Source organism: Marichromatium bheemlicum (genome assembly GCF_012276755.1).
Lineage (GTDB): Bacteria > Pseudomonadota > Gammaproteobacteria > Chromatiales > Chromatiaceae > Marichromatium > Marichromatium bheemlicum.
This window is the reverse complement of sequence record NZ_JAAXKX010000002.1, coordinates 300,260-322,020: the sequence shown is the minus strand read 5'-3', so window position 1 is coordinate 322,020 and position 21,761 is coordinate 300,260. Positions and strand designations below refer to the sequence as shown.

The following is a 21,761-nucleotide window of genomic DNA, read 5'->3' as shown; positions in this document are numbered from 1 at the left end:
CGCGTGCCGGGCGGTTTTTCGTATCCGCTGCACGCCTGTCGTGGGGTCGGGCTGGGGCACCGACCGGGTGTGCCCGGTCGGTCCGTGGCAAGGGTCAGCCGAGGCCGAGGATGTGGTAGCCGGTGTCGACGTAGACCACGTCGCCGGTGATGCCGCTGGCCAGATCCGAGCAGAGGAAGGCGGCAGCGTTGCCGACCTCCTCGATGGTGACGTTACGGCGCATCGGGGTGCGCTCCTCGACCTGCTTGAGCATGTCGCGGAAGTCGGAGATGCCGGCGGCGGCGAGGGTGCGGATCGGCCCGGCCGAGACGGCGTTGACACGGGTGCCGCGCGGGCCGAGTGAGGCGGCCAGGTAGCGCACGTTGGCCTCCAGGCTGGCCTTGGCCACGCCCATCACGTTGTAGTTGGGGACCGCGCGTACTGCGCCCAGATAGGTCATGGTGAGCAGCGCGCCGTTGCGCCCTTCCATCATCGCACGGCCACCCTTGGCCAAGGCGGCGAAGCTGTAGGCACTGATCTCGTGGGCGGTGTTGAAGCCCTCGCGGGTGACCGCATCGACATACTCACCCTCGAGCTGATCACGCGGGGCGAAGGCGATCGAGTGGACGATGCCATCGAGCCCGTCCCACTGCTCGCCGAGCGCGGCGAACAGTGCGTCGATATCCTCGTCGCGGCTGACGTCGAGCGGCAGCACCAGATCCGAGCCGCACTTGGCGGCCATGTCGGTGACGCGCGACTTGAGCTTGTCGTTCTGGTAGGTAAAGGCCAGCTCGGCGCCCTGGCGGTGCATCGCCTCGGCACAGCCCCAGGCGATCGAGCGGTTGCTCGCCACGCCGGTGATCAGAATCTTTTTGCCTTCAAGGAATCCCATGTTCGGTAGTCTCTCGCGTTCGCTGGCCGGGCGCAGGGCGCCGGCGACCGTTCGGGTCGGGATCTGATGAAATCCCGTCCCCCCTTGGATTTTCGGTCAGATCATTCGATGATTGGGGCCGCGGATCGGGGCTCGGGCGCGGACGGCCCGGTCCGTTGGGACCGGGGTCGGGGCGCTGGCGCCGGCTGGGGCTCGACGAGCCCCGTGGCCTCGCCGATCGCGACCGATACCCCGTGTTCGGGGACCGATAACAGTACCGAAACTCGTATTGAGGTGAAAGGGTGTGGGCTAGGGAAACAGGTCGCGGTGAGACGCATGCGGGTGGGCTCAGGCACTCATGTCGAGGTGGGTGGCGATGATGCCGTGGCCTGGCAGCGGGGTTCAGGTTGCTTGGGCGTTGGTGCTGGCACTGGTGTTGGCGCCTTGGCTGGTCGGTTGCGATGACCGCCCCTGGAACGATCCCTATCCGCGTGACACGGCCACCAGCAACACCCTCTACAGCTCCTTCGGCGAGCGGCCCAAGCACCTCGATCCGGCGCGCTCCTACACCAGCAATGAAAACACCTTCATCGCCCAGATCTACGAGCCGCCGCTGCAGTATCACTTTCTCCACCGGCCCTACCAGCTGATCCCGCTTGCTCTGGCCGAGATGCCGCGAGTGCGCTTCTACGATGCCGCCGGCGAGCCGCTGCCCGATGACGCGCCCGCCGCGGCGATCGCCCGCAGCGAGTACGAGCTGCGCGTCCGCCCCGGCACCCGCTACCAGCCGCACCCGGCCCTTGCCCGCGACGCCGAGGGTGCGCCGCGCTATCTTGACCTCGATCCCGGCGCGCTCGCCGGGATCGACACCCTCGGCGACTTCGCCGAGCACGGCACCCGCGAGCTGGTCGCCGCCGACTTCGCCTATCAGATCAAGCGTCTGGCCGCGCCCTGGCTGCACTCGCCGATCAACGGGGTGATGCGCGAGCACATCCTCGGCTTCGCCGCGCTCGGCGAGCGGCTCGAGGCCGAGGACCCGGAGCAGGCGCGCGCCCGGGTGGCGCTGCTGCGCGACACTGAGTTCGAGGGCGTCGAGGTGCTCGATCGCTATCGGCTGCGCATCACCCTCGAGGGCAAGTATCCGCAGTTCTCCTACTGGTTGGCGATGCCCTTCTTCGCGCCCATGCCCTGGGAGGCCGAGGCCTTCTACGCCCAGCCGGGGATGCGCGAGCGCAACCTGGTGCTCGACTGGTACCCGGTCGGTACCGGTCCCTACATGCTCACCGAGAACGACCCCAACCTGCGCATGGTGCTCGAGCGCAACCCCAACTTCCACGGCGAGCGCTATCCCGACAGCGGCATGCCGGGCGATCGTGCCACCGGCATCCTCGATGATGCCGGGGCACCGCTGCCGTTCATCGATCGCGTGGTCTACAGCCTGGAGAAGGAGAGCATCCCGCGCTGGAACAAGTTCCTCCAGGGCTATTACGACTTCTCCGGGATCTCCTCGGACGCCTTCGATCAGGCGGTGCGGGTCGACGCCAGCGGCCGCCCCATGCTCACCGAGACGCTGGAGGCGCGCGGGGTCGAGCTGATGACCGCGGTGCAGCCGACGATCTTCTTCATGGGCTTCAACATGCTCGATCCGGTGATCGGAGGCGACGGCCAGCGCGCGCGCCTGCTGCGTCGGGCGATCTCGATCGCGGTCGACATGGAGGAGTTCATCTCGATCTTTCTCAATGGTCGTGGCGTCGTCGCTCAGAGCCCGCTGCCGCCGGGCATCTTCGGCCATCGCGCGGGTGAGGCCGGGATCAATCCCTTCGTCTACCGTTGGGAGGCGGGGCGGGCGGTGCGCCGCTCGCTCGACGAGGCGCGCACGCTGATGGCCCAGGCCGGCTATCCCGGCGGGCGTGATCGCGACACCGGTCGGGCGCTGACGCTCAACTACGAGGCGGTGGCCACCGGCCCCGACGATCGCGCCCGACTCAACTGGCTGCGCAAGCAGTTCGCCAAGCTCGGCATCGAGCTGGTGATCCGCTCCACCGACTACAACCGCTTCCAGGACAAGATCCGCAACGGCACCGGTCAGATCTTCTTCTGGGGCTGGAACGCCGACTATCCCGACCCCGAGAACTTCCTCTTCCTGCTCTACGGCCCCAACGGTCGGGTCGAGCACCAGGGCGAGAACTCGGTCAACTACACCAACCCCGAGTTCGACCGGCTGTTCGAGCGCATGCGCAACCTCGAGGACGGCCCCGAGCGCCAGGCGCTGATCGATCGTATGGTCGAGATCGCGCGTACCGACGCGCCCTGGATCTGGGGCTTCCACCCGCGCGCCTTCAGTCTCTATCACCGCTGGTATCACAACGCCTACCCCAACCAGATGGCCAACAACACCCTCAAGTACCGTCGTATCGATCCGGCGCTGCGCGCCGAGCTGCGCCGTGCCTGGAACCAGCCGGTGCTGTGGCCGCTGGGGGCGGCCGCCGCCGTGCTGCTGGCGCTGCTGCTGCCGGCCTGGTGGCTGGTGCGCCGGCGCGAGCGGAGTCGTGCGCTATGAGTGCCTATATCCTGCGTCGGCTGCTCTATGCCATCCCCATCCTGATCGGGGTCAACCTGCTGACCTTCGTGCTCTTCTTCGTGGTCAATTCGCCCGACGACATGGCGCGCATGCATCTCGGCGAGAAGCGGGTGACCGCCGAGGCGGTCGCGGCCTGGAAGGCCGATCATGGCTACGACAAGCCGATGCTCTACAACGCCGAGGCCGAGGGGCTGGGGCGGCTGACCGAGACCATCTTCTTCGACAAGTCGGTACGGCTGTTCGTCTTCGACTTCGGCAGCTCCGACGATGGGCGCGACATCGGGCGCGACATCGCCCAGCGGATGTGGCCGAGCCTGGCGATCGCGCTGCCGGTGCTGCTGGTGGGGCTGGCCTTCAACATCAGCTATGCGCTGTTCATCGTCTTCTTCCGCGCCACCTATGTCGATCTGGCCAGCGTGGTGCTGCTGGTGACGATGATGTCGATCTCGGGGCTGTTCTACATCATCGGCGGCCAGTTCCTGCTCGGTAAGCTGTTCCAGCTGGTGCCGATCTCGGGCTACGACACCGGGCTCGCCGGGTTGAAGTTCCTGGTGCTGCCGGTGATCGTCGGGGTGATCGGCGGTATCGGTGCGGGGACACGCTGGTATCGCACCCTGTTTCTCGAGGAGATCGGTCGCGACTATGTCCGCACCGCGCGCGCCAAGGGGCTGGGCGAGCGTCTGGTGCTGTTCCGTCACGTGTTGCGCAACGCCCTGATCCCGATCCTCACCGGGGTGGTGGTGGTGCTGCCGCTGTTGTTCATGGGTAGCCTGATCACCGAGTCCTTCTTCGCCATCCCGGGGCTGGGCAGCTACACCATCGATGCGATCAGCAACCAGGACTTCGCCATCGTCCGCTCGATGGTGTTCCTCGGCGCCGTGCTCTACATCCTCGGGCTGATCCTCACCGACATCTCCTACACCCTCGCCGACCCACGGGTGCGGTTGCAATGAGTGGAGCGATGCCATGCCGTTGATGCCGGTGGTGCTGTGGACCGACGCGCTGCTCTATCTGTTGCTGGTGCTGCTCGGCGGGTTCGCCTGGCACGCCGCGCGCCACGAGCACCTGCGCGCGCCCTGGCGTCGGGTGGCGCGCTCGCGCATCGGGGTGGTCACCCTGGTGGTGCTCGGCTGCTATCTGCTGGTCGCGGTGCTCGACTCGGTGCATCTGCGGCTGCGCCTCGCTGACCCGCCCGGCGCGACGAGCGCCGAGACACGCTACTCGCCCGAGGTGCTGAGCCTGCTCGATCTGGCGCTCGATGGGCTGCGCAGCCAGTCGGAGAAGACCTACTCGGCGCCCTTCGCCACCCATCTCTACGTCAAGGAGGCGATCGAGCTGCCCGATGGCCGGGTGCTGCGCGACTATCCCCGCTTGGTGCATGGTGGCGCCCATCTCGACGACCCCGACGCGCGTGGTCTCGACATCCTCTGGCGCGGGCTGCTCGGCGCGCTGCTGGGGCTGGCGCTGTGGGGGGCGATCCTGTTCGCGCTGAGCGCGGCGCTGGCGCGGCGGCGCGGCATCGCCCCGGCTTTGATGCGCGCGCGCATCAAAGCCGGGCGCACCGAGGTGCCGTGGCGCGCGGCCCTGCTCACCCTCGGGCTGATCCTGGCGCTCGTCGGGGCGGTGGCGCTACTTGCCGGTCACTATCATGTCCTCGGTACCGATAAGGTCGGCGAGGACGTGCTCTACCAGGCGCTCAAGAGCGTGCGCACCGGGCTGCTGATCGGCACCCTGACCACCCTGGTGATGCTGCCCGCGGCGCTGCTGCTGGGGATCATGGCCGGTTACTTCAGGGGCTGGGTCGATGACCTGATCCAGTATCTCTACACCACCCTCAACGCCATCCCAGGGGTGTTGCTGATCGCCGCAGCGGTGCTGATGCTGCAGGTCTACATGAGCAACCACGCCGAGGACTTCGCCAGCCTGGTCGAGCGCGCCGACCTGCGCCTGCTCTTTCTCTGTCTGATCCTCGGTGTGACCAGTTGGACCGGGCTGTGCCGGTTGCTGCGCGGCGAGACGCTCAAGCTGCGCGAGTCGGACTATGTCCAGGCCGCCAGCGCGCTCGGGGTCGGTCACTTCACCATCATCGGCCGTCACATCCTGCCCAACGTGATGCACATCGTGCTGATCACCCTGGTGCTCGACTTCAGCGGTCTGGTGCTGGCCGAGGCGGTGCTCTCCTATGTCAACATCGGGGTCGACCCGACCATGAACAGCTGGGGCAACATGATCAACGGCGCGCGGCTGGAGCTGGCGCGCGAGCCGGTGGTGTGGTGGTCGCTGAGCGCCGCCTTCGTGTTCATGTTCACCCTGGTGCTGGCCGCCAACCTGTTCGCCGACGTGGTGCGCGATGCCTTCGACCCGCGCCTGCGCGGCGCCGCCTGAGCCGTCGTGTCCACCCAACCCCGGAGGTCCCTCGCCGTGATCCGCCATCGTCGCCACGCGTCCGTCATCCTCGTCGTCCCGGGGGGCTGGCGATGAGCGCGCCGCTGCTCGAGGTCGAGGGGCTGAGCACCACCATCGGCGCGGCGCGGGTGGTCGACGGGGTGCGACTGGAGCTGGCACGCGGCGAGACCTTCGCGCTGCTCGGCGAGTCGGGCTGCGGCAAGTCGATGACCGCGCTGTCGCTGATGCGGTTGCTGCCGCCGGCGGGGCGGATCGAGGCCGGCGCGGTACGGCTCGACGGGGTCGACCTGCTGCGCCTCAGCGAGGCCGAGATGCGTCGGGTGCGCGGCGCGCGCCTGGCGATGATCTTCCAGGAGCCGCAGACCTCGCTCAACCCGGTGATGCGGATCGGTGCGCAGATCGCCGAGGCGGTGCGGCTGCACGCGGGCGCCGCCGCGGCGGTGGATGCGCGGGTGCTGGAGCTGCTGCGCGCGGTCGGCATCCCCGACCCCGAGCGGCGCGCGCGCGAGTACCCGCACCAGCTCTCGGGCGGGATGAAGCAGCGGGTGATGATCGCCATGGCACTCGCCGGCGACCCTGAGCTGCTGATCGCCGACGAGCCGACCACCGCGCTCGATGTCACCATTCAGGCCCAGGTGCTGGGCCTGCTCAAGACCCTGCAGCAGCAAAGCGGGTTGGCGGTGTTGCTGATCACCCACGACCTCGGGGTGGTGGCCGAGACCGCCGAGCGGCTGGCGGTGATGTATGCCGGCGAGATCGTCGAGACGGCGACCACCGCCGCCTTCTTCGCCGCGCCCGCGCACCCCTACAGCCGTATGCTGCTCGAGAGTCTGCCGACGGCGGACAAGCGCGGCGCGCGGCTCGCGGCCATCCCCGGGCGGGTGCCGCCGCTCGATCGCGCGTTTACCGGCTGTCGTTTCGTCGAGCGCTGTCCGCGCGCGCTCGCGCGCTGCGTCGAGCAGTTGCCGCCCTGGCACGAGGCCGGGGCGGGGCACTGGGTGCGCTGCCATCTGTGGGACGCCGACCTGGTCGACACCGCCACCGTGGCTGAGCCTGCGGTGGCGGAGGGTGAGCAGGTGCCCGTCGGGGAGGATGCCGCCCCGCTGCTCGAGGTGGCCGATCTCAAGGTGCACTTCCCGATCCACCGCGGGGTGCTGCGCCGGGTGGTCGGGCAGGTGCGCGCGGTCGACGGGGTCTCACTGCGGCTGCGCCCGGGGCGCACTCTGGCGCTGGTCGGTGAGTCCGGCTGCGGCAAGACCACCGCCGGCAAGGCGCTGCTGCAGCTGATCGCGCCCACCGCCGGCTCGATCCGCTACCAGGGCCACGAACTCGCCGGGCTCAGCCATCGCCGGATGCGCCGCTTCCGCAAGGACCTGCAGATCATCTTCCAGGACCCGCATGCCTCAATGAATCCGCGCATGCTGGTCGGCGACGTGATCGGCGAGGGGCTGCAGGCGCTGGGGCTGGCGCGCACCCGCCCGGAGCGGCTGCGCCGTGCCGCCGAGCTGCTCGAGCTGGTGGGGATGCCGGGTGCGGCCGTCGAGCGCTATCCGCACGAGTTCTCCGGCGGGCAGCGCCAACGCATCTGTATCGCCCGCGCGCTCGCCGTCGACCCCAGGGTGATCGTCTGCGACGAGCCGACCAGTGCGCTCGACGTCTCGGTGCAGGCGCAGATCCTCAACCTACTCAAGGATCTCCAGGCCCGTCTCGGGCTGTCCTATCTGTTCATCACCCATGACCTGTCGGTGGTCGCCTATCTCGCCCACGAGGTCGCGGTGATGTATCTCGGTCGGGTGGTCGAGCAGGGGCGGGTCGAGGAGGTCCTCGAGCGTCCGCGTCATCCCTATACCCGCGCGCTGCTCTCGGCGGTGCCGGTGGCCGACCCCCGGGCCGAGCGGCGCACCCTGCGTCTAGAGGGTGACATGCCCTCGCCGAGTGCGCCGCCGCCGGGCTGTCACTTCCATCCGCGCTGCCCCGAGGCGCGTCCCGAGTGTGCCCTGGCCTATCCCGAGGGGCGGGCGGTCAGTGCGACGCATCGTGTCCACTGTATCCTCGTCGAGGCCGAGGGTTGAACGCCCACCGAGGGTGTGATCGTTCAGGCCGATCGTTTTGTAAATGAGAATCTATTTCATTTAAGAGTGATCTGGGTCTATCCTTGTCCTCAAGGTAAGCGAGGAGGGTAGCGACCATGATCAAGACACTCACCTTCGGCACGGTGCACATGACGGTGGCCTTCACCGTGGCCTATGTGATGACCGGCAGCTGGGTCGTCGGCGGCGCCATCGCCCTGGTCGAGCCGGTGATCAACACCGTGGCCTATTTCTTCCACGAGTTGGTGTGGGAGCGGATCCGCGCCCGCCCCTCGGCGCTGGCCGCCGGGGAGGCCCCCTAAGGGGAGATGAGACGGCGAGCGCCACTCGGTGAGGGGGGTGTGGACGGGGTCCTGTTGATCTCTGCGATAGGCTTGATCTGGGCCGGCTGCGCGGCGAAAACGCGACTGCGCAGGGTTGCGTTGGCCTGGCGCGCGGCTTATTTTGGGCCCCCAGGACACGCCGTCCGTGCAACCCGTATTCACTGGACCTCGGATGATCGAAGAAAAGCACATCCTGTGTGTTGACCCGGAACCCGTCAAACTCCGTATCCCCGCCCTGCTCAATCGTCGAGGTATCAAGGTCGCCCTGACTGCGATCAGTAGCCAGGATGCGCTCGACCAGGCCCTGCGCGAACCGGGGCGCTGGGATCTCGTGCTTTGCGAGGCTGGCTGCTTCTTCGATCTGGCCTTCGACGAACGTCTCGAATCGATCGGTGACGGCCTCGATGCCTCGATGGTCCTAGTCAAGCCGCGTGATAGTCAGCTCTCGCCGGCCGAGGGGTATCGCTGGGGGGCGGCCGACGTGGTGATGGTCGGCGATACCGATCATCTGCTAATGGTCTGCGAGCGTGAACTCAGCAATGCCGTATTGCGCCGTCGGTTGCGCCAGCTTGAGCAGTCAGGGGCGATGGTGGCCGAGGCCACCCCGCGCGAGCGACGTCGCGATGACGGGCGCGGGATGGTCATCCCCACCATCACCGACCTGAGCAAGGGGCGAGCGGAGGAGTCCGAACCGCAGACCGAGTTCGTTGCCGAGACCACGGTGCACGAGGCCGGGCTGCCCCCGGATCAACTGCGTATCAAGTCGTTGATCGACGATGGTGGACTAACCCTAGAATTCCAGCCGATCGTGCCGCTCAAGGCTCCGGACCAGCCGCGCAGCCAATTCGAGGCCCTGGTTCGGCTCAAGGACGAGTCCGGCGAGCTGATGCTGCCCGGTGACTTCCTGCCGACCATCGTCCAGGCCGGCTGGATGGGTAAGATCGACCTATGGATCTACCGGCGCGCGCTGACCATCCTTGAGGAGCTGCAACGGGCCGGTCGCACCAATGCCATGCTGTTTGTCAACCTCGCCAGCGAGACGCTGCGCTCGAGTGCCTTGATCAAGGCCATCGGGGGGTTCACCGCAGCGGCGCGGATTTCGCCCGGATCGATCGTCGTCGAGCTGCATCGCGATGCCTTCATGCGTGAACCCGAGGGGGTCGAACAGCTTGCCGAGTTGCTGCGTCTCGGTGGTCATGGCCTCCTCCTTGAGGACCCCGGGGTCGGTGACTGTCGTTTCCTCGAGCGCCACGGGGGGCTGATGACCCATATCAAGCTCAACCGCAAGATCACCCGAGGTCTGGTCGAGGGCGGGATCGATCAGCGCGCGCTCGATCATCTCGTCCGTTGTGCCCACGCGCGCGACATCCGGGTGATCGCGCTGGCCGTTGAAAGCGCGCGGCTGCTGCCGATGCTGTTCACCGCCGGGGTCGATGCCATCCAGGGACATTTCGTCAGCATGCCCTACCAGGACCTGATGTACCCGGCGGTTCAGCGCATCGAATCCGAGTCGAGCTTCATCGACACCTGAGGTGACAGATGCGGCAGACGCAGATTTTCGTCGCCAAGGACGGGATTCAGGGGTACACTAGCCCGTATCAGGATTTCCATCCCGTTTTACTGAAGGTCGTTTCCGTCGCATCTCTCCCCCCTGCGGTATCTCCGCCGATCACCCCCAACCTCGCTCATAGACGTTGTCTGGATACACATGCCCATCGGGCTGTGTGGCGCAGGAAAGGTGTATCCGAAGATCGTGTCGGGACAATGACATTGACGACGATCGATCTCGATTGTCGTCATGTGTTGATGGGTACGGCAATGAAGAACACAAAGACGGGTGGATCATGATGCGATCACTATCTCCGGTTTACACTGGTGAAAGAGCATCGCATAATGACGTCGAAGCATTGGTGGTGCAGGATGCATCACCGTTGAGAACGAATACGCCGGATGCGTGTGCTTGATGGAAGGATAGTTGTGCGGGACCCCATGGAATCGGAGTCCGCTGCCGAGCCGTCGACCTTGTCGCGAGTGCTCGATCAGCCGCCCCCGTGTCGCCAGTTTGTCGGCGCTGCGTGGTCGTCCCGCCCGGAACCAATACCGCTCGATCAATCGCATGGGGCCACTGGTCTCGAGGTCGCTGAGGAGGTTGCTGTCGCCCGGAAGGGCGGGTTGCGACGACTCTGTCGGTGCTCGAGCAGGACGATGCCCCTTCCCCCCGGTCACGACTGCCATGGTCATCCCCACGTGGTGACATCGTGTTCGTGCCCGTGGTGGTAAACCGATCCTCAAGACCCTGCTGGCGGGGTTCGCTGATCGGTGTACCAAGCGGAAGCCTGGTCTCGTTCATCGACTGCGGTCGATAACGGATGTGGTGCGACACCCTGTGTCGTGACCGATTTTGCGGGTGCCTTATGGCCCCGTTCGATTCTTCGCCATGTTGTGGCATGGTGACGAAGCCGCTGCCGTATTGCTTGCGGATGGCGGGTTTTTTAGCAATACCGGCGAGATCAATGCCGGTGCTTTATATTGTGATGAGGTTGATATGCCAGGCGAAATGGTTTCCGGGACGGTGAAGTGGTTCAACGACGAGAAGGGCTACGGTTTCATTGCACGTGAAGGCGGCAAGGACGTCTTCGTGCATTACAGCGCGATCAATGGCGCTGGCCGCAAGACCCTGCTCGAGGGCCAGCAGGTGATGATGCAGGTCACCCAGGGCCCCAAGGGTCCGCAGGCCGAGAACGTCACCCCGGCCTAATTCCTGCTCCCACCTGGCCCCGTTGGGCCGAGTGGGTCAGGACGCGGATCGGGTGCTTGCCACCCGATCCGCCTAGCACTCATGACCATGCGCGCGCAGCGGTTGGCGCTGACTCAGTCGGCGCGCTTGCGAAAGTGCATAATCCCCCAGCTCAGATACCCGGCGCGCCCGGCCTCGACCCAGTGCTCGAGTCCGGTCTTCATGCGTGTCACGTAGTCCGTCGATACCTTGCCGGCGAGCTGTTCACGAGAGGCCTCCAGTACTGCGCCGACCCGGGCATAGTGCACCGGAAGCTGATCGGTGAGATCGACGATCTCGACCTCCTCGAGCCCATGGCGTGCCGCGGCCTGACGATAGAAGGCGAACGAGCCCAGGGTGCTGAGATGGATGCGCTCGAGCACCGGCTGTAGCACCCCGGATGGACAGTCATCGGCCTGCATCGGGTCGGTGAAGACGAAGTGCCCGCCCGGGCGCAACACCCGCGCGACCTCGGTGACCACCCGGTCACGCTCGCCGCTATGCAGGATGGCGTCCTGCGACCACACCAGATCGACGCTGGCATCGCCGAGCGGGATCGATTCGAAACTGCCGTCACGTACCGCGATGCGGCCGTCGAGTCCCTGGTCGCGATTCATCGCGCGATTGCGTGCGTTCTCCTTTTCGCTGAGATTCAGACAGGTCACCGTGCAGCCGAAGCTGGCGGCGAGGTAGCGTGCTGCGCCGCCAAATCCCGAACCGATATCGAGCACCCGGGTCTGCGGGGTGATGGGGGCGGCGATCCCGGCCATGCGTTCGATGGTACGGCGGCTGGCCGTGGCGATCGCCTCGTCGGCGTGTCGGTAGAGGCCGATATGGATGTCTTCGCCGCCCCAGATATGGAAGTAGAAGTTGTCGGCATCCTCGCTGTTGTAATAGTTGCGGGCGGTCTCGACGACCTCGGAGTAGGGCGTACTCATGCGTGCTCGTCCTCCTGGCGATAGTGTTTCTCGGCGACGTGGATGAAGAAGTCGGGCTGGTCCTCGCGATAGGTCTCCTTGAAGTCCCCGTAGGTCGTTACCCGCTGGAAGCCGACCTCGTGCAGCAGCCGACGCAGGTAGTCCTTGCGCAGCGGGAACATGTTGAGATGGAAGACGTGATCGCCGGGGAACTCGTAGCGGAAGCGGGCGAGCGAGTCGTCGACGTGCTCGGGGGTGGCGCGGACGTTGTCGCCACAGTAGTAGAAGTTGTGGCTGGGCTCGACCTGGTGATCGAGCAGGGCGTCGTAGTTGCGCTGGTCGATGATGAGGATGCCGTCGTGACGTAGCGTGGCATAGAACTCGGCGAGCGCCTTGCGGCGGTCACGCTCGTCGAACAGATGGGTGAAGGAGTTGCCGAGGCAGATGGCCGCGTCGTAGTAGTCGTGGACGTCCTGATTGAGCCAGCGCCAGTCGGCCTGGACGGTGCGCAGCAGCTTGCCGTGGCTGCGGGCGTTGGCGAAGGCCTTGGCCAGCATGTTGGGGTTGCCATCGGCGCTGGTGACCTCGAAGCCCTCCTTGAGCAAACGGACCGAGTGGAACCCGGTGCCGGTGGCGACGTCGAGGACCTTGCGCGCCCCGTGCTCGCGCAGCATCCGGACGAAGAAGTCGCCCTCGCTCTGGGCGCGCCCGTCCCAGTCGATGAGCTGATCCCACTTCTCGACGAAGGACTGGATGTATTCGGCCTGGTAGTGATCGGTGTGTCTGACCGCAAGTGGGTCGTTGCCATAGTCCTGGTGCGTATGCGTGGGGTTGTACATGGCTGCGCTCCTTGGGGCCGGGTGATGACGGCACGCGTACGGCGCGAGGCTGGCGGCCGTCGTGACAGGTATCGCCGATACTGGCAATACACGATTAGTCTTCGATCGGCACTGGTCTGTGCCGTGATAGGCGGGGCCTGCCCGCGAGATGCTGCGCGAACGCGTACGGATGTGACGGTCGGATGCCGCCGGATGGTGGTCGGTAGGCACCGACCGGAAGAGGTTTTTATCCTACAGGGATGCCCCCTCGAATCAACTAGGTTGGCGGGTTGCAGCCCCTTAAATTTTTGCTTTGTCTATCAGTGGATTTGATCGCCGGGCGTGGCGTGGGCCTGGTGGTCGGTCGGTGCGCGCCGAGCGTCGGTCAAAGGCGAGGGCAGATGGCGACTCAGACGGGCGAGTACGTTGCGTGTTATTTTGCGCTAGGGGCGATGATGACGCCGAGGCGCTGGATCTGGGCTGCGACCTCCGCGAGAGTGGCTGTGGCGCGTTGTGCATCTCCGATGCGTGCGGCCCGTTCGAGTGCAGACAGCTCGGCATCGAGTGCCGGTACGCCGCAGTGACGGATGACGATGCGCATCTGGTGGACGTAGTCGGCCAGCCCGGGCCAGTCGGCTTCGGCGCAGCAGGTCCGTAATGCCTCGAGCTCGGCAGGTAGCTCGGCGAGCAGCACGGTGAACAGCTCAGCGGCCAGAGGGCGGTCGCCGCCAACGCTGGCGAGCGCTGCCGCGGCATCGTGGATCGGCAGTTCGGATCTGGGGGGCTGCATCCGCGCACTCCTCCGGCGGTGATGCGCCGACTCTAACCCGGGTTCGCAGGGGCGTCCAATCAGGGGCATATCGTCATTGCTGGTGCAGCGCCTGTACCGGGTCGAGCCGTGCTGCGCGTAGTGCCGGCGCCACCCCGGCGAGCAGCCCGAGCACGGCGGCGGCGACCTCGGCAAGCAGCACGAAGTCCCAGGCCAGCTGTAGTGGCACCCCTGGTACGACGAGTCCCGAGACCAGGATCAACACGGCACCGGCGCCGAGACCGCCGAGTCCGCCGAGCAGGGCCAGCAGCATCGCCTCGAGCAGGAACAGCCAGCGGATCTGCTCGCGCCCGGCGCCGAGCGCGCGCAGCAGCCCGATCTCGCGTCGACGCTCGCCGACGGCGATGGTCATGATGGTGAAGATGCCGATCCCGCCGACCAGCAGTGAGATCGCGCCGAGTGCCCCGACCACCGTAGTCAGCGCGCCGAGTACCGACCCGAGCACCGCGAGCATCTGGTCCTGGGTGGTGATGGTGAAGTCCTCGGTGCCATGACGGCGGATCAGCAGCGCGCGTATCCGTTCGGCCACCATCGCGCTGTCGGCGTGGCGGTCGTAGAGCAGGTCGATCTCCATCAGGCCGTCGCGGTCGAACAGTGCCAGCGCCCGCTCGGCAGGGATGTAGAGAGTGTCATCGAGGTCGAAGCCGAGCATCTGACCCTTGCGCGCCATCACCCCGATCACCCGATAGGGTTCACCGCCGACGCGGATACGGGCGCCGAGCGGCGAGCGCTGGCCGAACAACTGCACCGCCAGCTCCGCCCCCAGCACCGCGAAGGCTGGCGGATTGGCGCCGCGCTCGGGGAGGAAGCGACCGCTGGCCAGGCGCATCGACCAGATCTCGGGTACCCCGGGACCGGCGCCGAATACCGTGGTGCGGCGGCTGCGCCCGGCGTGCTCGACGGCGACATTGCCCTGGACCACGGGGACCACCGCCTCGACCTCAGGGAGGCGCGCGAGCGCGCGGGCGTCATCCAGGCTAAGAGGTCGGACGTTGGAGACCAGCGCCCCGGACATCCCCAGGGTGGTGGTGCGCCCCGGCGAGACGGCGATCAGGTTGGTACCGAACTGGCTGAACTCGGCGAGCACGAAGCGGTGCACGCCCTCGCCGATCGCCGTCAGCAGCACCACCGCGGCGACCCCGATGGCGATCCCGAGCACCGTCAACAGGCTGCGACCGGGGCGCTCGCCGACCGCGCCCAGGGCATAACGTATCAGGTCCGTGGTGCGCATCCTCACCTCCGCATCAACGACCATCGAGCGCCGCGACCGGGTCGAGTCGTGCGGCCCGTCGTGCCGGCAGCAGCCCGAACACCAGCGCGCTGCCCAGCGCGGTGAGCACCGCCGCCAGGCTCGCCCAAGGGGGCGCGGCGAGGGTGAATCCGGCGAGCTGGCGGTCGATCGCCCAGAGCAGGGCGTGGCCGCAGCCCAGCCCGGTGAGACTGCCGAGCGCGCCGAGCATCAGGGCCTCGGTGAGGAAGAGTGCGCGCACCTGGGCCGCGCTCGCCCCCAGCGCCTTGAGCAGCCCCACCTCGGCGCTGCGCTGCGAGACCGATACCAGCATCACGTTCATGATCAACACCCCGGCGACCACCAGGCTGATCGCGGCGATCGCCGCCACCGCCAGGGTGAGCGTCGAGAGGATCTGGTCGAAGGTGCCGAGCAAGGCGTCCTGGGTGATCACGGTGACATCGTCCTCGCCCTCGTGGCGGTCGCGGACGACGGCGCGAATCTGCTCGGCGGTGACCGCTAGGTCGGCGCCGACTCGCCCCTGGACCAGCACCCTAAACAGCCCGGGATTGTCGAACACCGCCTGCGCCGAGGCCACCGGGATCAGCGCCAGATCGGCCATGTCGGTGCCCAGCGACACACCGCTGCCGGCGAGCACGCCGATCACCCGGAAGCGACGGTCGGCGATCCGGATGCGTCGGCCGAGCGGGTTGGCGGTGCCGAACAACTCGCGCGCCAGGGTCGCGCCGAGCACAGCCACCGGCGTTGCGCGTTCGGGGGCCGCGGCAGGCAGGAAGCGTCCGGCGGCCAGTGCCAGTTCGCGGATGGCGAGATAGTCGGCGGTGGTGCCGAGGATGCCGACCTCGCGCGCTAGCGCCCCGGTCGAGACCGGGGCCTCACCCATCGCCACCGGGGCGACCCGCGCGACCCCTGGGGCGCGCAGCAGCGCCAGGGCGTCGTCCAGGGTGAGGTCGCGTGGGGTCTCGCCGAGTAGTGGTGGAGCGCCCCCGGTGGTCTCGTTGCGCCCGGGGACGACGATCAGCAGCCGGGTGCCGAGCTGGCTGAACTCGTCGAGCACGAAGCGGCGCGCGCCCTCGCCGATCCCGGACAGGGTCACCACCGCGGCACAGCCGAGGGCGACGGCCAGCAGGGTCAACGCGCTGCGGGCACGATGGGCGACGAGCGCACGCAGCGCCATGGTGAGGGTGTCGCGGGGGCGCATCAATCGGATGCCGCTGCGGTGGTGGCCAGGGCATAGCCGTCACGTCCCTGGTGCTTGGCGCGATAGAGCGCCTGATCGATGGCGCGAAAGAATGTCTCGCGATTGCTGTTGGGGCAGAAGGTTCCGACGCCCATGCTGGCGGTGACTCGTCCAGCGCGGGGGTAGTGGTGGGCGCGGATCGTCTTGAGCAGCGTGCGGGCGAGTACCTCGGCCTGATTGAGGTCCGTGTTGGGTAAGATCAACGCAAATTCCTCGCCGCCCCAGCGCGACAAGCTGTCGCTTGCCCGGGTTCGGGTGGTGAGTAGTTGTGCGAACTCACGCAGCACCGCGTCGCCGATGTCGTGTCCGTATTCATCATTGATCCGCTTGAAGTGATCGAGGTCGAGCAGGATCAGTGAGAAACAGTGCTGCTGTCGGCGGCTGACGGCGATCTCGTGGGTGAACATCTCGTCGAACATGGTGCGGTTCCAGATGCCGGTGAGCGGATCGGTCATCGACAGGATGCGTACCCGGTTGAGTGCTGCCTCACGGGTGTGCTCATAGTAATAGATGATGCCGCCGCCGATGAGCAGCGCGATGGTGATGTTGAACAGCGTCTGGGCAGGGTTGCTGATGCTCCAGCGCCCCCAGCCGTAGACGAAGATGGCGAGGACTGCCGCGACGAAGAGGAGATAGGCGAGGGTGGCGGCACGCAGGCCGTGCAGCGGATAGACGAACAGCGGGTAGAGCAACAACAGCACATAGGGGTTGGTGTCGCCCTGGGTGTGGACGATCAGATATAGCAGCATCGCACCGGCGGTGGACGAGGCCAGCCACGCCGGTCCCTGCAGGCTGGCGTGACGACGAAAGCGCCACAGCGCCAGCAGTGTGGCCGTGACCATCGCTAGCTCGATCAGGGCGAGTCTCGCGTCGCCGATGACGAGGAGATTGAACAGTGCGGCGACGCTCATCACCGCAGTCAGTGTCAGCAGGATGAAGTTGAGCAGCTGCGCGCGCCGAAACAACAGCGGGTCGTGGGCGAAGGGCTGCGGGGTCTCGAGCAGGAGTACGAGTGCCGATAGCGGACGGACCATCACCATCTGCTCGGCCGTGGTCGTGGTCTTGCGCATGGGGCGCTGCTGGGGAGAGCGGAAGGTCTGGGGATGATGACGTCCATAGATTGCGGCCCTCGTGCTCGACTCAGGGGGAACGGATGTGACCGTCGTCCATCAGGATACGTCGTCCGGCGCGTTCACCGACGGCTGGGTCGTGGGTGACGATCACCAGGGTCATGCCCTGTTTGTTGAGCGCCTCGAGGGTGGCGATCACCTCCTCGCCCGAGCGTCGATCGAGGTTGCCGGTGGGTTCGTCGGCGAGCAGCAGCCCCGGTCGCATCACCGTGGCGCGGGCGATCGCCACGCGCTGGCGCTGGCCGCCGGAGAGCTGGTCGGGGCGGTGGTCGGCGCGCTCCGTCAGCCCCAGCCGCTCGAGCGCTTGGGTAACCCGCGCGCGGCGCGCGGCGGGTGCGACGCCGGCGAGCATCAGCGGCAGCTCGACGTTCTCCGCGGCGCTCAGTCGCGGGATCAGGTGGAAGGACTGGAAGACGAAGCCGATCCGGCTGCCGCGCAGCGCCGCGCGTGCCTCCTCGTCGAGGCCGGTGGTCTCGATGTCGTCGAGCCGATAGCGGCCCTGGTCCGGGCGGTCGAGCAGACCGAGGATGTTGAGCAGGGTGCTCTTGCCCGACCCCGACGGCCCCATGATGGCGATAGAGGCGCCGCTGTCGATATCCAGGTCCACCCCATGCAGTGCCTGCACCTGTTGCTCGCCGACAAGGAAGCTGCGACTGATCCCACGCAGCACGATCATGGTGCCGGCTCGATACGGACGCCGTCGGTCACCTCCTCGCCGCCGAGTGAGCGCACCACGCGGTCGCCGGGTGCGAGACCGGAACGGATCTCGGTGCGTTCCCAGTTCTCGATCCCGGTGCGGATCTCGCGTCGCTGCAGTCGAGCGCTGGTCGGATCGAACAGTAGTACGCTCGGCGTGAGGCCGGCCTGGATCGCCGCGGTGGGCAGTTGCAGGACCTGTTCGCGGCGCTCGACCACGATCTCCACGTCGGCGCTGTAGCCGGCGAGCAGCGGCGCGTCGGTCGGCGGTTCGGTCATCACCACCTCGATCTCGACGGTGCGCGCCTGCTTCTCCTGATCAAGGACATAGGGGGCAATCCGTCGGACCACGCCGGTGAAGACCCGATCGCCGAAGGCATCGAGGGTGATCCGCGCCTCCAGCCCGAGGGCGATGCGCGCAGCGTCGACCTCGTCGATGGGGGCGGAAATGTAGTAGCAGGCGTCGTCGATGAGGTCGATCGCGGGGGGCGTGGGGATACCCGGCGGTGACGGGGTGACATATTCATTGAGTTCGCCCGAGACCTCGGCGACCACCCCGGCGAAGGGGGCGACGAGCCGGGTCCGCTCCAGCTCGGCGCGGGCCACCCCGACCTGGGCCTGGCTGACCTCGGCGTTGGCGCGCGCCGCCTCGCACTCGGCCGCGCCGGCGCGGGCGGCGGTCAGGGCGCGGTCGAGCGCCTCCTCCGAGGTCATGGCGCGGGTATCGAGCCGGCGCTGGCGCTCGGCCTCGCGCTCGGCCTGCTCGGCGTGCAGACAGGTGGCGCGGGCGCGGGCCGTGGCCGCCTCGGCCTCACGCTCGGCGAGCTCGACGCGGGCGGCGAGGTCGTGGTTCCAGAGTTCGAGCAACAGCTCGCCGGCGCCCACCCGGTCGCCCTCGTGGACCTCCAGTCGGGCGATCTGACCGCCCAGGCTGGGTGCGAGCCGGGCACGCCGACAGGCCTTGACGGTGCCGGCGCGGGTGTTGGCGACGAGACGCTCGATGCCGCCCTCGCTGACCGCGACCAGCTCGACCCGGGGTGGTCCGGGGCGACTGGCGTACCACCACAGCAGCAGCGCACCGCCGAGCGCGAGGGTGAGCAGGAGGGTGGGCGGTGGCCGTTTCATCGGTGGCGGCTTCCGGGACTGGGCGTGGCGTGTTACGGCACTGTCGCCGGGCGTGGCATGTGGCTCAGGCCTCGCGCCTACCGAAGGCCTCGGTCGGCAGCACCAGCAGCAGTAGCAGCAGCAGCAGGTCGAGACCGGCGATCAGCTCGTGACCGAACAGCGCCCCGATGGTCAGACTGAGCAGCGCGATCAACAGCAGTATCCACCAGCCGGGCAGCCCGGCGTCACGGATGCGCTTGGCAGCGATATTGGCCTGGGCGATCAGCAGCACGGCGGCGATGGCGACCAGGACGGCCAGCTTGATGTCGGCGATCAGCGCCGAGTCCTCAGGGCCCTTGGCGAGGCCGAAGCTGGCCAGCACCAGCAGGGCGATCAGGGCGGCGTGACAGCCGAGATAGGCCAGGCGGGAGAGACGACCGTGCTTGATGTCGCCAAAGAAGATCGTGAGCATGTCTGGGTCTCGTTGCGGGGTTCTCGTTCGGGGCGCGATCGGCTGGCGGTGCGCCCCACGGGTGCGGCCGCTCGGCGCGCGTCCCCCAGAGTATACCCGGCCTGCGTCGCCTGCCCGGCTGCGCTAGCATGCACGACGAACGGTCGAAACCTTGGGGATGGACAGTGTCGCAACGCCAGGTCATCGAGTCATTGCGCGCCGCGCCCCTGCTCGCGCGGCTCGAGCCGACGCAGCTCGAGCGGGTCGCCGCGCGGACCACCCGTCTCACCCTGGTCGCTGAGCAGTCGCTGTTTCTCCAGGGCGATGCGGCCGAGCGCTTCTTCCTGGTGTGCGCCGGGCAGATGCAACTCTACCGGCTCGCGCCCGATGGTGCGCGTAAGGTCATCGAGATCGTCTCCCCCGGACAGACCTTCGCCGAGGCGCTGATGTTCCTCAACCGCCCGAGCTATCCGGTGTGCGCCAGCGCGCTCACGCCGACCGAGCTGATCGCGATCGACGCGGCCGACTTCGCCGCCATGCTGCGCGAGTCGGTCGACACCTGCTTCCTGCTGCTCGGGTCGCTGAGTCAGCGGCTGCGTGGGCTGATCGGCGAGATCGACCATCTCACCCTGCATACCGCCAGCGGTCGGCTGGCGCGCTATCTGCTCGAACGCTTGCCGCCGGAGCGGCGCGCGCTGCGCCTGGAGGTGCCCAAGGGGGTGCTTGCCTCGCGTCTGTCGATCCAGCCCGAGACCTTGTCGCGGGCGCTGCGTCAGTTCGTCGACGCCGGGGTGATCGCGCTCGAGGGGCGTCATGTCACCCTGCTCGATCGTCCCCGGCTGGTCGAACTCGCCGCCCTCGAGCCTGGGCTCGGGCCGGACTGAGCCTCAGGCGGCGGCCAGCGCGCGCGCCAGATCGCCCTCGGGGTCCTGGCCGGTGAGACGCAGGTCGTAGCGCTGCTGCAGGATCGCGAACACCCCGGGGGTGATAAAGGCCGGTGGGTTGGGGCCGAGGGTGATGCCGCGCACGCCGAGGTGCAGCAGGCTCAGCAGCACCGCCACCGCCTTCTGCTCGAACCAGCTCACCACCAGGGTCAGCGGCAGATCGTTGATGCCGCACTCGCAGGCCTCGGCCAGCGCGGCGGCGACGGCGATGGCGCCATAGGCGTCGTTGCACTGGCCCATGTCGAGTAGCCGCGGCAGCCCCAGGTGCTCGCCGTAGTCGTGGTCGCGGATGCGGTACTTGCCGCAGCCGAGGGTGAGGATGAAGGAGTCCGGCGGGGTGGCGCGGGCGTAGTCGGTGAAGTAGTTGCGCCCCTTCTCGGCGCCGTCGCAGCCGCCGATGACGAAGAAGTGGCTGATCGCGCCGGACTTGACCGCCTCGACGAGGGTCGGTGCCTGATCGAGCAGCACCTGGCGGTGGAAGCCGATGGTCGACTCACCGGCGGGCGCCTCGGGGCAGGGCGGGCAGGTCTGAGCGGCGGTGATCAGCGCCGAGTAGTCGCCATCGGGGAGACGCCGGGCGTTGGGGACGCCGGTGGCGCGGATGGTGTAGAGCCGGTCGCGATACTGCTCGGGCGGAATCAGCACGCAGTTGGTGGTGGCCAGTACCGGGCCGGAGAAGGCGGCGAACTCGCGCTTCTGATCCTGCCAGGCGCCGCCGTAGTGACCGGCCAGGTTGGGATGATCGCGCAACCTCGGGTACATGTGCGCGGGGAGCATCTCGCCGTGGGTGTAGACGCGGATCGCGGTGCCCTCGACCTGGCACAGCAGCTCCCAGAGATCGAGCAGGTCGTGGCCGGTGACGAGGATGCCGGGACCGGCCTCGGTGCCCTCGCGCACCTGGCTCGGGGCGGGGGCGCCGAAGGTCTCGACATGGGCCGCGTCGAGCAGCTCCATCACCCGCAGGTTCATCTCGCCGCAGCGCAGACAGTAATCGAGCAGCGCCTCGGGGTCGAAGTTGACGTTGGTCATGGTGACGAACAGCGCCTCTTCGATGAACGCCGAGACGGTCTCGTCGTGGTGGCCGAGGCGGCGTGCGTGATGGGCGTAGGCGGCCATCCCCTTGAGGCCGTAGAGCAGGGTCTCTTGCAGCGACTGTACGTCGGCGTCCTTGCCGCAGGTGCCGGGCGAGTTCACACAGGCGCTGTTGCGGAAGGTCTGTTCACACTGGTTGCAGTACATGGGGCGGTCTCCTGTGGGTGGACGGGGCCTGTCCCGCACCTCTGACGGCGGGGGCGGGCGCAGTCTCGTCCGGTCCCGTCGATTACCCCTTGATGGAGGTCAAATCCGCCCCTGCAGG

19 protein-coding genes are annotated in these 21,761 nt (G+C 67.6%); 8 read left to right on the top strand and 11 right to left on the bottom strand.

Annotated features, from left to right (window positions below):
- Positions 1-94: 94 nt before the first annotated feature.
- The gene (locus HF203_RS03110; RefSeq protein WP_168666465.1) at positions 95-871 is read right to left on the bottom strand and encodes an enoyl-ACP reductase FabI; all 777 of its coding nucleotides are present in this window, start codon (positions 869-871) and stop codon (positions 95-97) included.
- Between the two features lie 355 nt (positions 872-1,226).
- On the opposite strand from HF203_RS03110, the gene HF203_RS03105 reads away from it, so the two are divergent.
- From HF203_RS03105 to HF203_RS03075, 7 genes are all read left to right on the top strand, one after another.
- A complete protein-coding gene (locus HF203_RS03105; RefSeq protein ID WP_246221619.1) occupies positions 1,227-3,410 on the top strand; it encodes an ABC transporter substrate-binding protein in 2,184 nt (727 codons plus the stop codon).
- A complete protein-coding gene (locus HF203_RS03100) occupies positions 3,407-4,384 on the top strand; it encodes an ABC transporter permease (protein ID WP_168666463.1) in 978 nt (325 codons plus the stop codon). Before HF203_RS03105 ends, HF203_RS03100 begins: the two co-directional genes overlap by 4 nt.
- A gap of 13 nt (positions 4,385-4,397) precedes the next feature.
- Positions 4,398-5,816 carry an ABC transporter permease gene (locus tag HF203_RS03095; protein WP_168666461.1) on the top strand — a complete coding sequence of 473 codons (1,419 nt, stop codon included), beginning with the start codon at positions 4,398-4,400 and terminating at the stop codon, positions 5,814-5,816.
- 92 nt (positions 5,817-5,908) lie between these two features.
- The gene (locus tag HF203_RS03090) at positions 5,909-7,909 is read left to right on the top strand and encodes an ABC transporter ATP-binding protein (RefSeq protein WP_168666459.1); all 2,001 of its coding nucleotides are present in this window, start codon (positions 5,909-5,911) and stop codon (positions 7,907-7,909) included.
- Positions 7,910-8,025: 116 nt separating this feature from the next.
- On the top strand, positions 8,026-8,229 hold the full coding sequence (locus tag HF203_RS03085; protein ID WP_168666457.1) for a DUF2061 domain-containing protein: 204 nt from the start codon (positions 8,026-8,028) through the stop codon (positions 8,227-8,229).
- Positions 8,230-8,422: 193 nt separating this feature from the next.
- Positions 8,423-9,781: an EAL domain-containing protein gene (locus HF203_RS03080; protein ID WP_168666455.1), complete on the top strand. Its 1,359-nt coding sequence runs from the start codon at positions 8,423-8,425 to the stop codon at positions 9,779-9,781.
- Between the two features lie 1,014 nt (positions 9,782-10,795).
- Entirely contained in the window at positions 10,796-11,008 is a 213-nt protein-coding gene (locus HF203_RS03075; RefSeq protein ID WP_168666527.1) for a cold-shock protein, read from the top strand.
- A 113-nt stretch (positions 11,009-11,121) separates the two neighbouring features.
- Here HF203_RS03075 and HF203_RS03070 read toward each other — a convergent pair whose 3' ends face one another.
- The 9 genes from HF203_RS03070 to HF203_RS03030 form a co-directional block, all read right to left on the bottom strand.
- Entirely contained in the window at positions 11,122-11,964 is an 843-nt protein-coding gene (locus HF203_RS03070) for an SAM-dependent methyltransferase (RefSeq protein WP_168666453.1), read from the bottom strand.
- The gene (locus HF203_RS03065) at positions 11,961-12,782 is read right to left on the bottom strand and encodes a glycine/sarcosine N-methyltransferase (RefSeq protein WP_168666451.1); all 822 of its coding nucleotides are present in this window, start codon (positions 12,780-12,782) and stop codon (positions 11,961-11,963) included. Before HF203_RS03065 ends, HF203_RS03070 begins: the two co-directional genes overlap by 4 nt.
- Before the next feature lie 412 nt (positions 12,783-13,194).
- Positions 13,195-13,551, bottom strand: coding sequence for an Hpt domain-containing protein (locus HF203_RS03060; RefSeq protein ID WP_210424597.1), 357 nt, complete (start codon positions 13,549-13,551; stop codon positions 13,195-13,197).
- Positions 13,552-13,624: 73 nt separating this feature from the next.
- Positions 13,625-14,821 carry an ABC transporter permease gene (locus HF203_RS03055; RefSeq protein ID WP_168666449.1) on the bottom strand — a complete coding sequence of 399 codons (1,197 nt, stop codon included), beginning with the start codon at positions 14,819-14,821 and terminating at the stop codon, positions 13,625-13,627.
- A 13-nt stretch (positions 14,822-14,834) separates the two neighbouring features.
- Positions 14,835-16,040 carry an ABC transporter permease gene (locus tag HF203_RS03050; protein WP_168666447.1) on the bottom strand — a complete coding sequence of 402 codons (1,206 nt, stop codon included), beginning with the start codon at positions 16,038-16,040 and terminating at the stop codon, positions 14,835-14,837.
- Positions 16,040-17,149: a GGDEF domain-containing protein gene (locus HF203_RS03045; RefSeq protein WP_168666445.1), complete on the bottom strand. Its 1,110-nt coding sequence runs from the start codon at positions 17,147-17,149 to the stop codon at positions 16,040-16,042. Before HF203_RS03045 ends, HF203_RS03050 begins: the two co-directional genes overlap by 1 nt.
- 70 nt (positions 17,150-17,219) lie before the next feature.
- Positions 17,220-17,885, bottom strand: coding sequence for an ABC transporter ATP-binding protein (locus HF203_RS03040; RefSeq protein WP_168666443.1), 666 nt, complete (start codon positions 17,883-17,885; stop codon positions 17,220-17,222).
- Entirely contained in the window at positions 17,882-19,030 is a 1,149-nt protein-coding gene (locus tag HF203_RS03035) for an efflux RND transporter periplasmic adaptor subunit (RefSeq protein WP_168666441.1), read from the bottom strand. Before HF203_RS03035 ends, HF203_RS03040 begins: the two co-directional genes overlap by 4 nt.
- A gap of 64 nt (positions 19,031-19,094) precedes the next feature.
- Complete coding sequence (locus tag HF203_RS03030; protein WP_168666439.1) at positions 19,095-19,481, bottom strand: DUF805 domain-containing protein; 387 nt, start codon at positions 19,479-19,481, stop codon at positions 19,095-19,097.
- Positions 19,482-19,645: 164 nt separating this feature from the next.
- On the opposite strand from HF203_RS03030, the gene HF203_RS03025 reads away from it, so the two are divergent.
- Positions 19,646-20,344 (top strand): Crp/Fnr family transcriptional regulator, encoded by a 699-nt coding sequence (locus tag HF203_RS03025; protein WP_343043868.1) that lies wholly within the window; start codon positions 19,646-19,648, stop codon positions 20,342-20,344.
- 3 nt (positions 20,345-20,347) lie between these two features.
- Here the strand turns inward: HF203_RS03025 and hcp are convergent, their stop codons facing one another.
- Entirely contained in the window at positions 20,348-21,643 is a 1,296-nt protein-coding gene (gene hcp / locus HF203_RS03020) for a hydroxylamine reductase (RefSeq protein WP_168666435.1), read from the bottom strand.
- Positions 21,644-21,761: the final 118 nt, after the last annotated feature.

What these genes read in the sequence shown, in the direction of transcription:
- HF203_RS03110 (WP_168666465.1), bottom strand. Translation starts at nt 871, where the DNA reads ATGGGATTCCTTGAAGGCAAAAAGATTCTGATCACCGGCGTGGCGAGC.
- HF203_RS03105 (WP_246221619.1), top strand. Translation starts at nt 1,227, where the DNA reads ATGATGCCGTGGCCTGGCAGCGGGGTTCAGGTTGCTTGGGCGTTGGTG.
- HF203_RS03100 (WP_168666463.1), top strand. Translation starts at nt 3,407, where the DNA reads ATGAGTGCCTATATCCTGCGTCGGCTGCTCTATGCCATCCCCATCCTG.
- HF203_RS03095 (WP_168666461.1), top strand. Translation starts at nt 4,398, where the DNA reads ATGCCGTTGATGCCGGTGGTGCTGTGGACCGACGCGCTGCTCTATCTG.
- HF203_RS03090 (WP_168666459.1), top strand. Translation starts at nt 5,909, where the DNA reads ATGAGCGCGCCGCTGCTCGAGGTCGAGGGGCTGAGCACCACCATCGGC.
- HF203_RS03085 (WP_168666457.1), top strand. Translation starts at nt 8,026, where the DNA reads ATGATCAAGACACTCACCTTCGGCACGGTGCACATGACGGTGGCCTTC.
- HF203_RS03080 (WP_168666455.1), top strand. Translation starts at nt 8,423, where the DNA reads ATGATCGAAGAAAAGCACATCCTGTGTGTTGACCCGGAACCCGTCAAA.
- HF203_RS03075 (WP_168666527.1), top strand. Translation starts at nt 10,796, where the DNA reads ATGCCAGGCGAAATGGTTTCCGGGACGGTGAAGTGGTTCAACGACGAG.
- HF203_RS03070 (WP_168666453.1), bottom strand. Translation starts at nt 11,964, where the DNA reads ATGAGTACGCCCTACTCCGAGGTCGTCGAGACCGCCCGCAACTATTAC.
- HF203_RS03065 (WP_168666451.1), bottom strand. Translation starts at nt 12,782, where the DNA reads ATGTACAACCCCACGCATACGCACCAGGACTATGGCAACGACCCACTT.
- HF203_RS03060 (WP_210424597.1), bottom strand. Translation starts at nt 13,551, where the DNA reads ATGCAGCCCCCCAGATCCGAACTGCCGATCCACGATGCCGCGGCAGCG.
- HF203_RS03055 (WP_168666449.1), bottom strand. Translation starts at nt 14,821, where the DNA reads ATGCGCACCACGGACCTGATACGTTATGCCCTGGGCGCGGTCGGCGAG.
- HF203_RS03050 (WP_168666447.1), bottom strand. Translation starts at nt 16,040, where the DNA reads ATGCGCCCCCGCGACACCCTCACCATGGCGCTGCGTGCGCTCGTCGCC.
- HF203_RS03045 (WP_168666445.1), bottom strand. Translation starts at nt 17,149, where the DNA reads ATGCGCAAGACCACGACCACGGCCGAGCAGATGGTGATGGTCCGTCCG.
- HF203_RS03040 (WP_168666443.1), bottom strand. Translation starts at nt 17,885, where the DNA reads ATGATCGTGCTGCGTGGGATCAGTCGCAGCTTCCTTGTCGGCGAGCAA.
- HF203_RS03035 (WP_168666441.1), bottom strand. Translation starts at nt 19,030, where the DNA reads ATGAAACGGCCACCGCCCACCCTCCTGCTCACCCTCGCGCTCGGCGGT.
- HF203_RS03030 (WP_168666439.1), bottom strand. Translation starts at nt 19,481, where the DNA reads ATGCTCACGATCTTCTTTGGCGACATCAAGCACGGTCGTCTCTCCCGC.
- hcp (WP_168666435.1), bottom strand. Translation starts at nt 21,643, where the DNA reads ATGTACTGCAACCAGTGTGAACAGACCTTCCGCAACAGCGCCTGTGTG.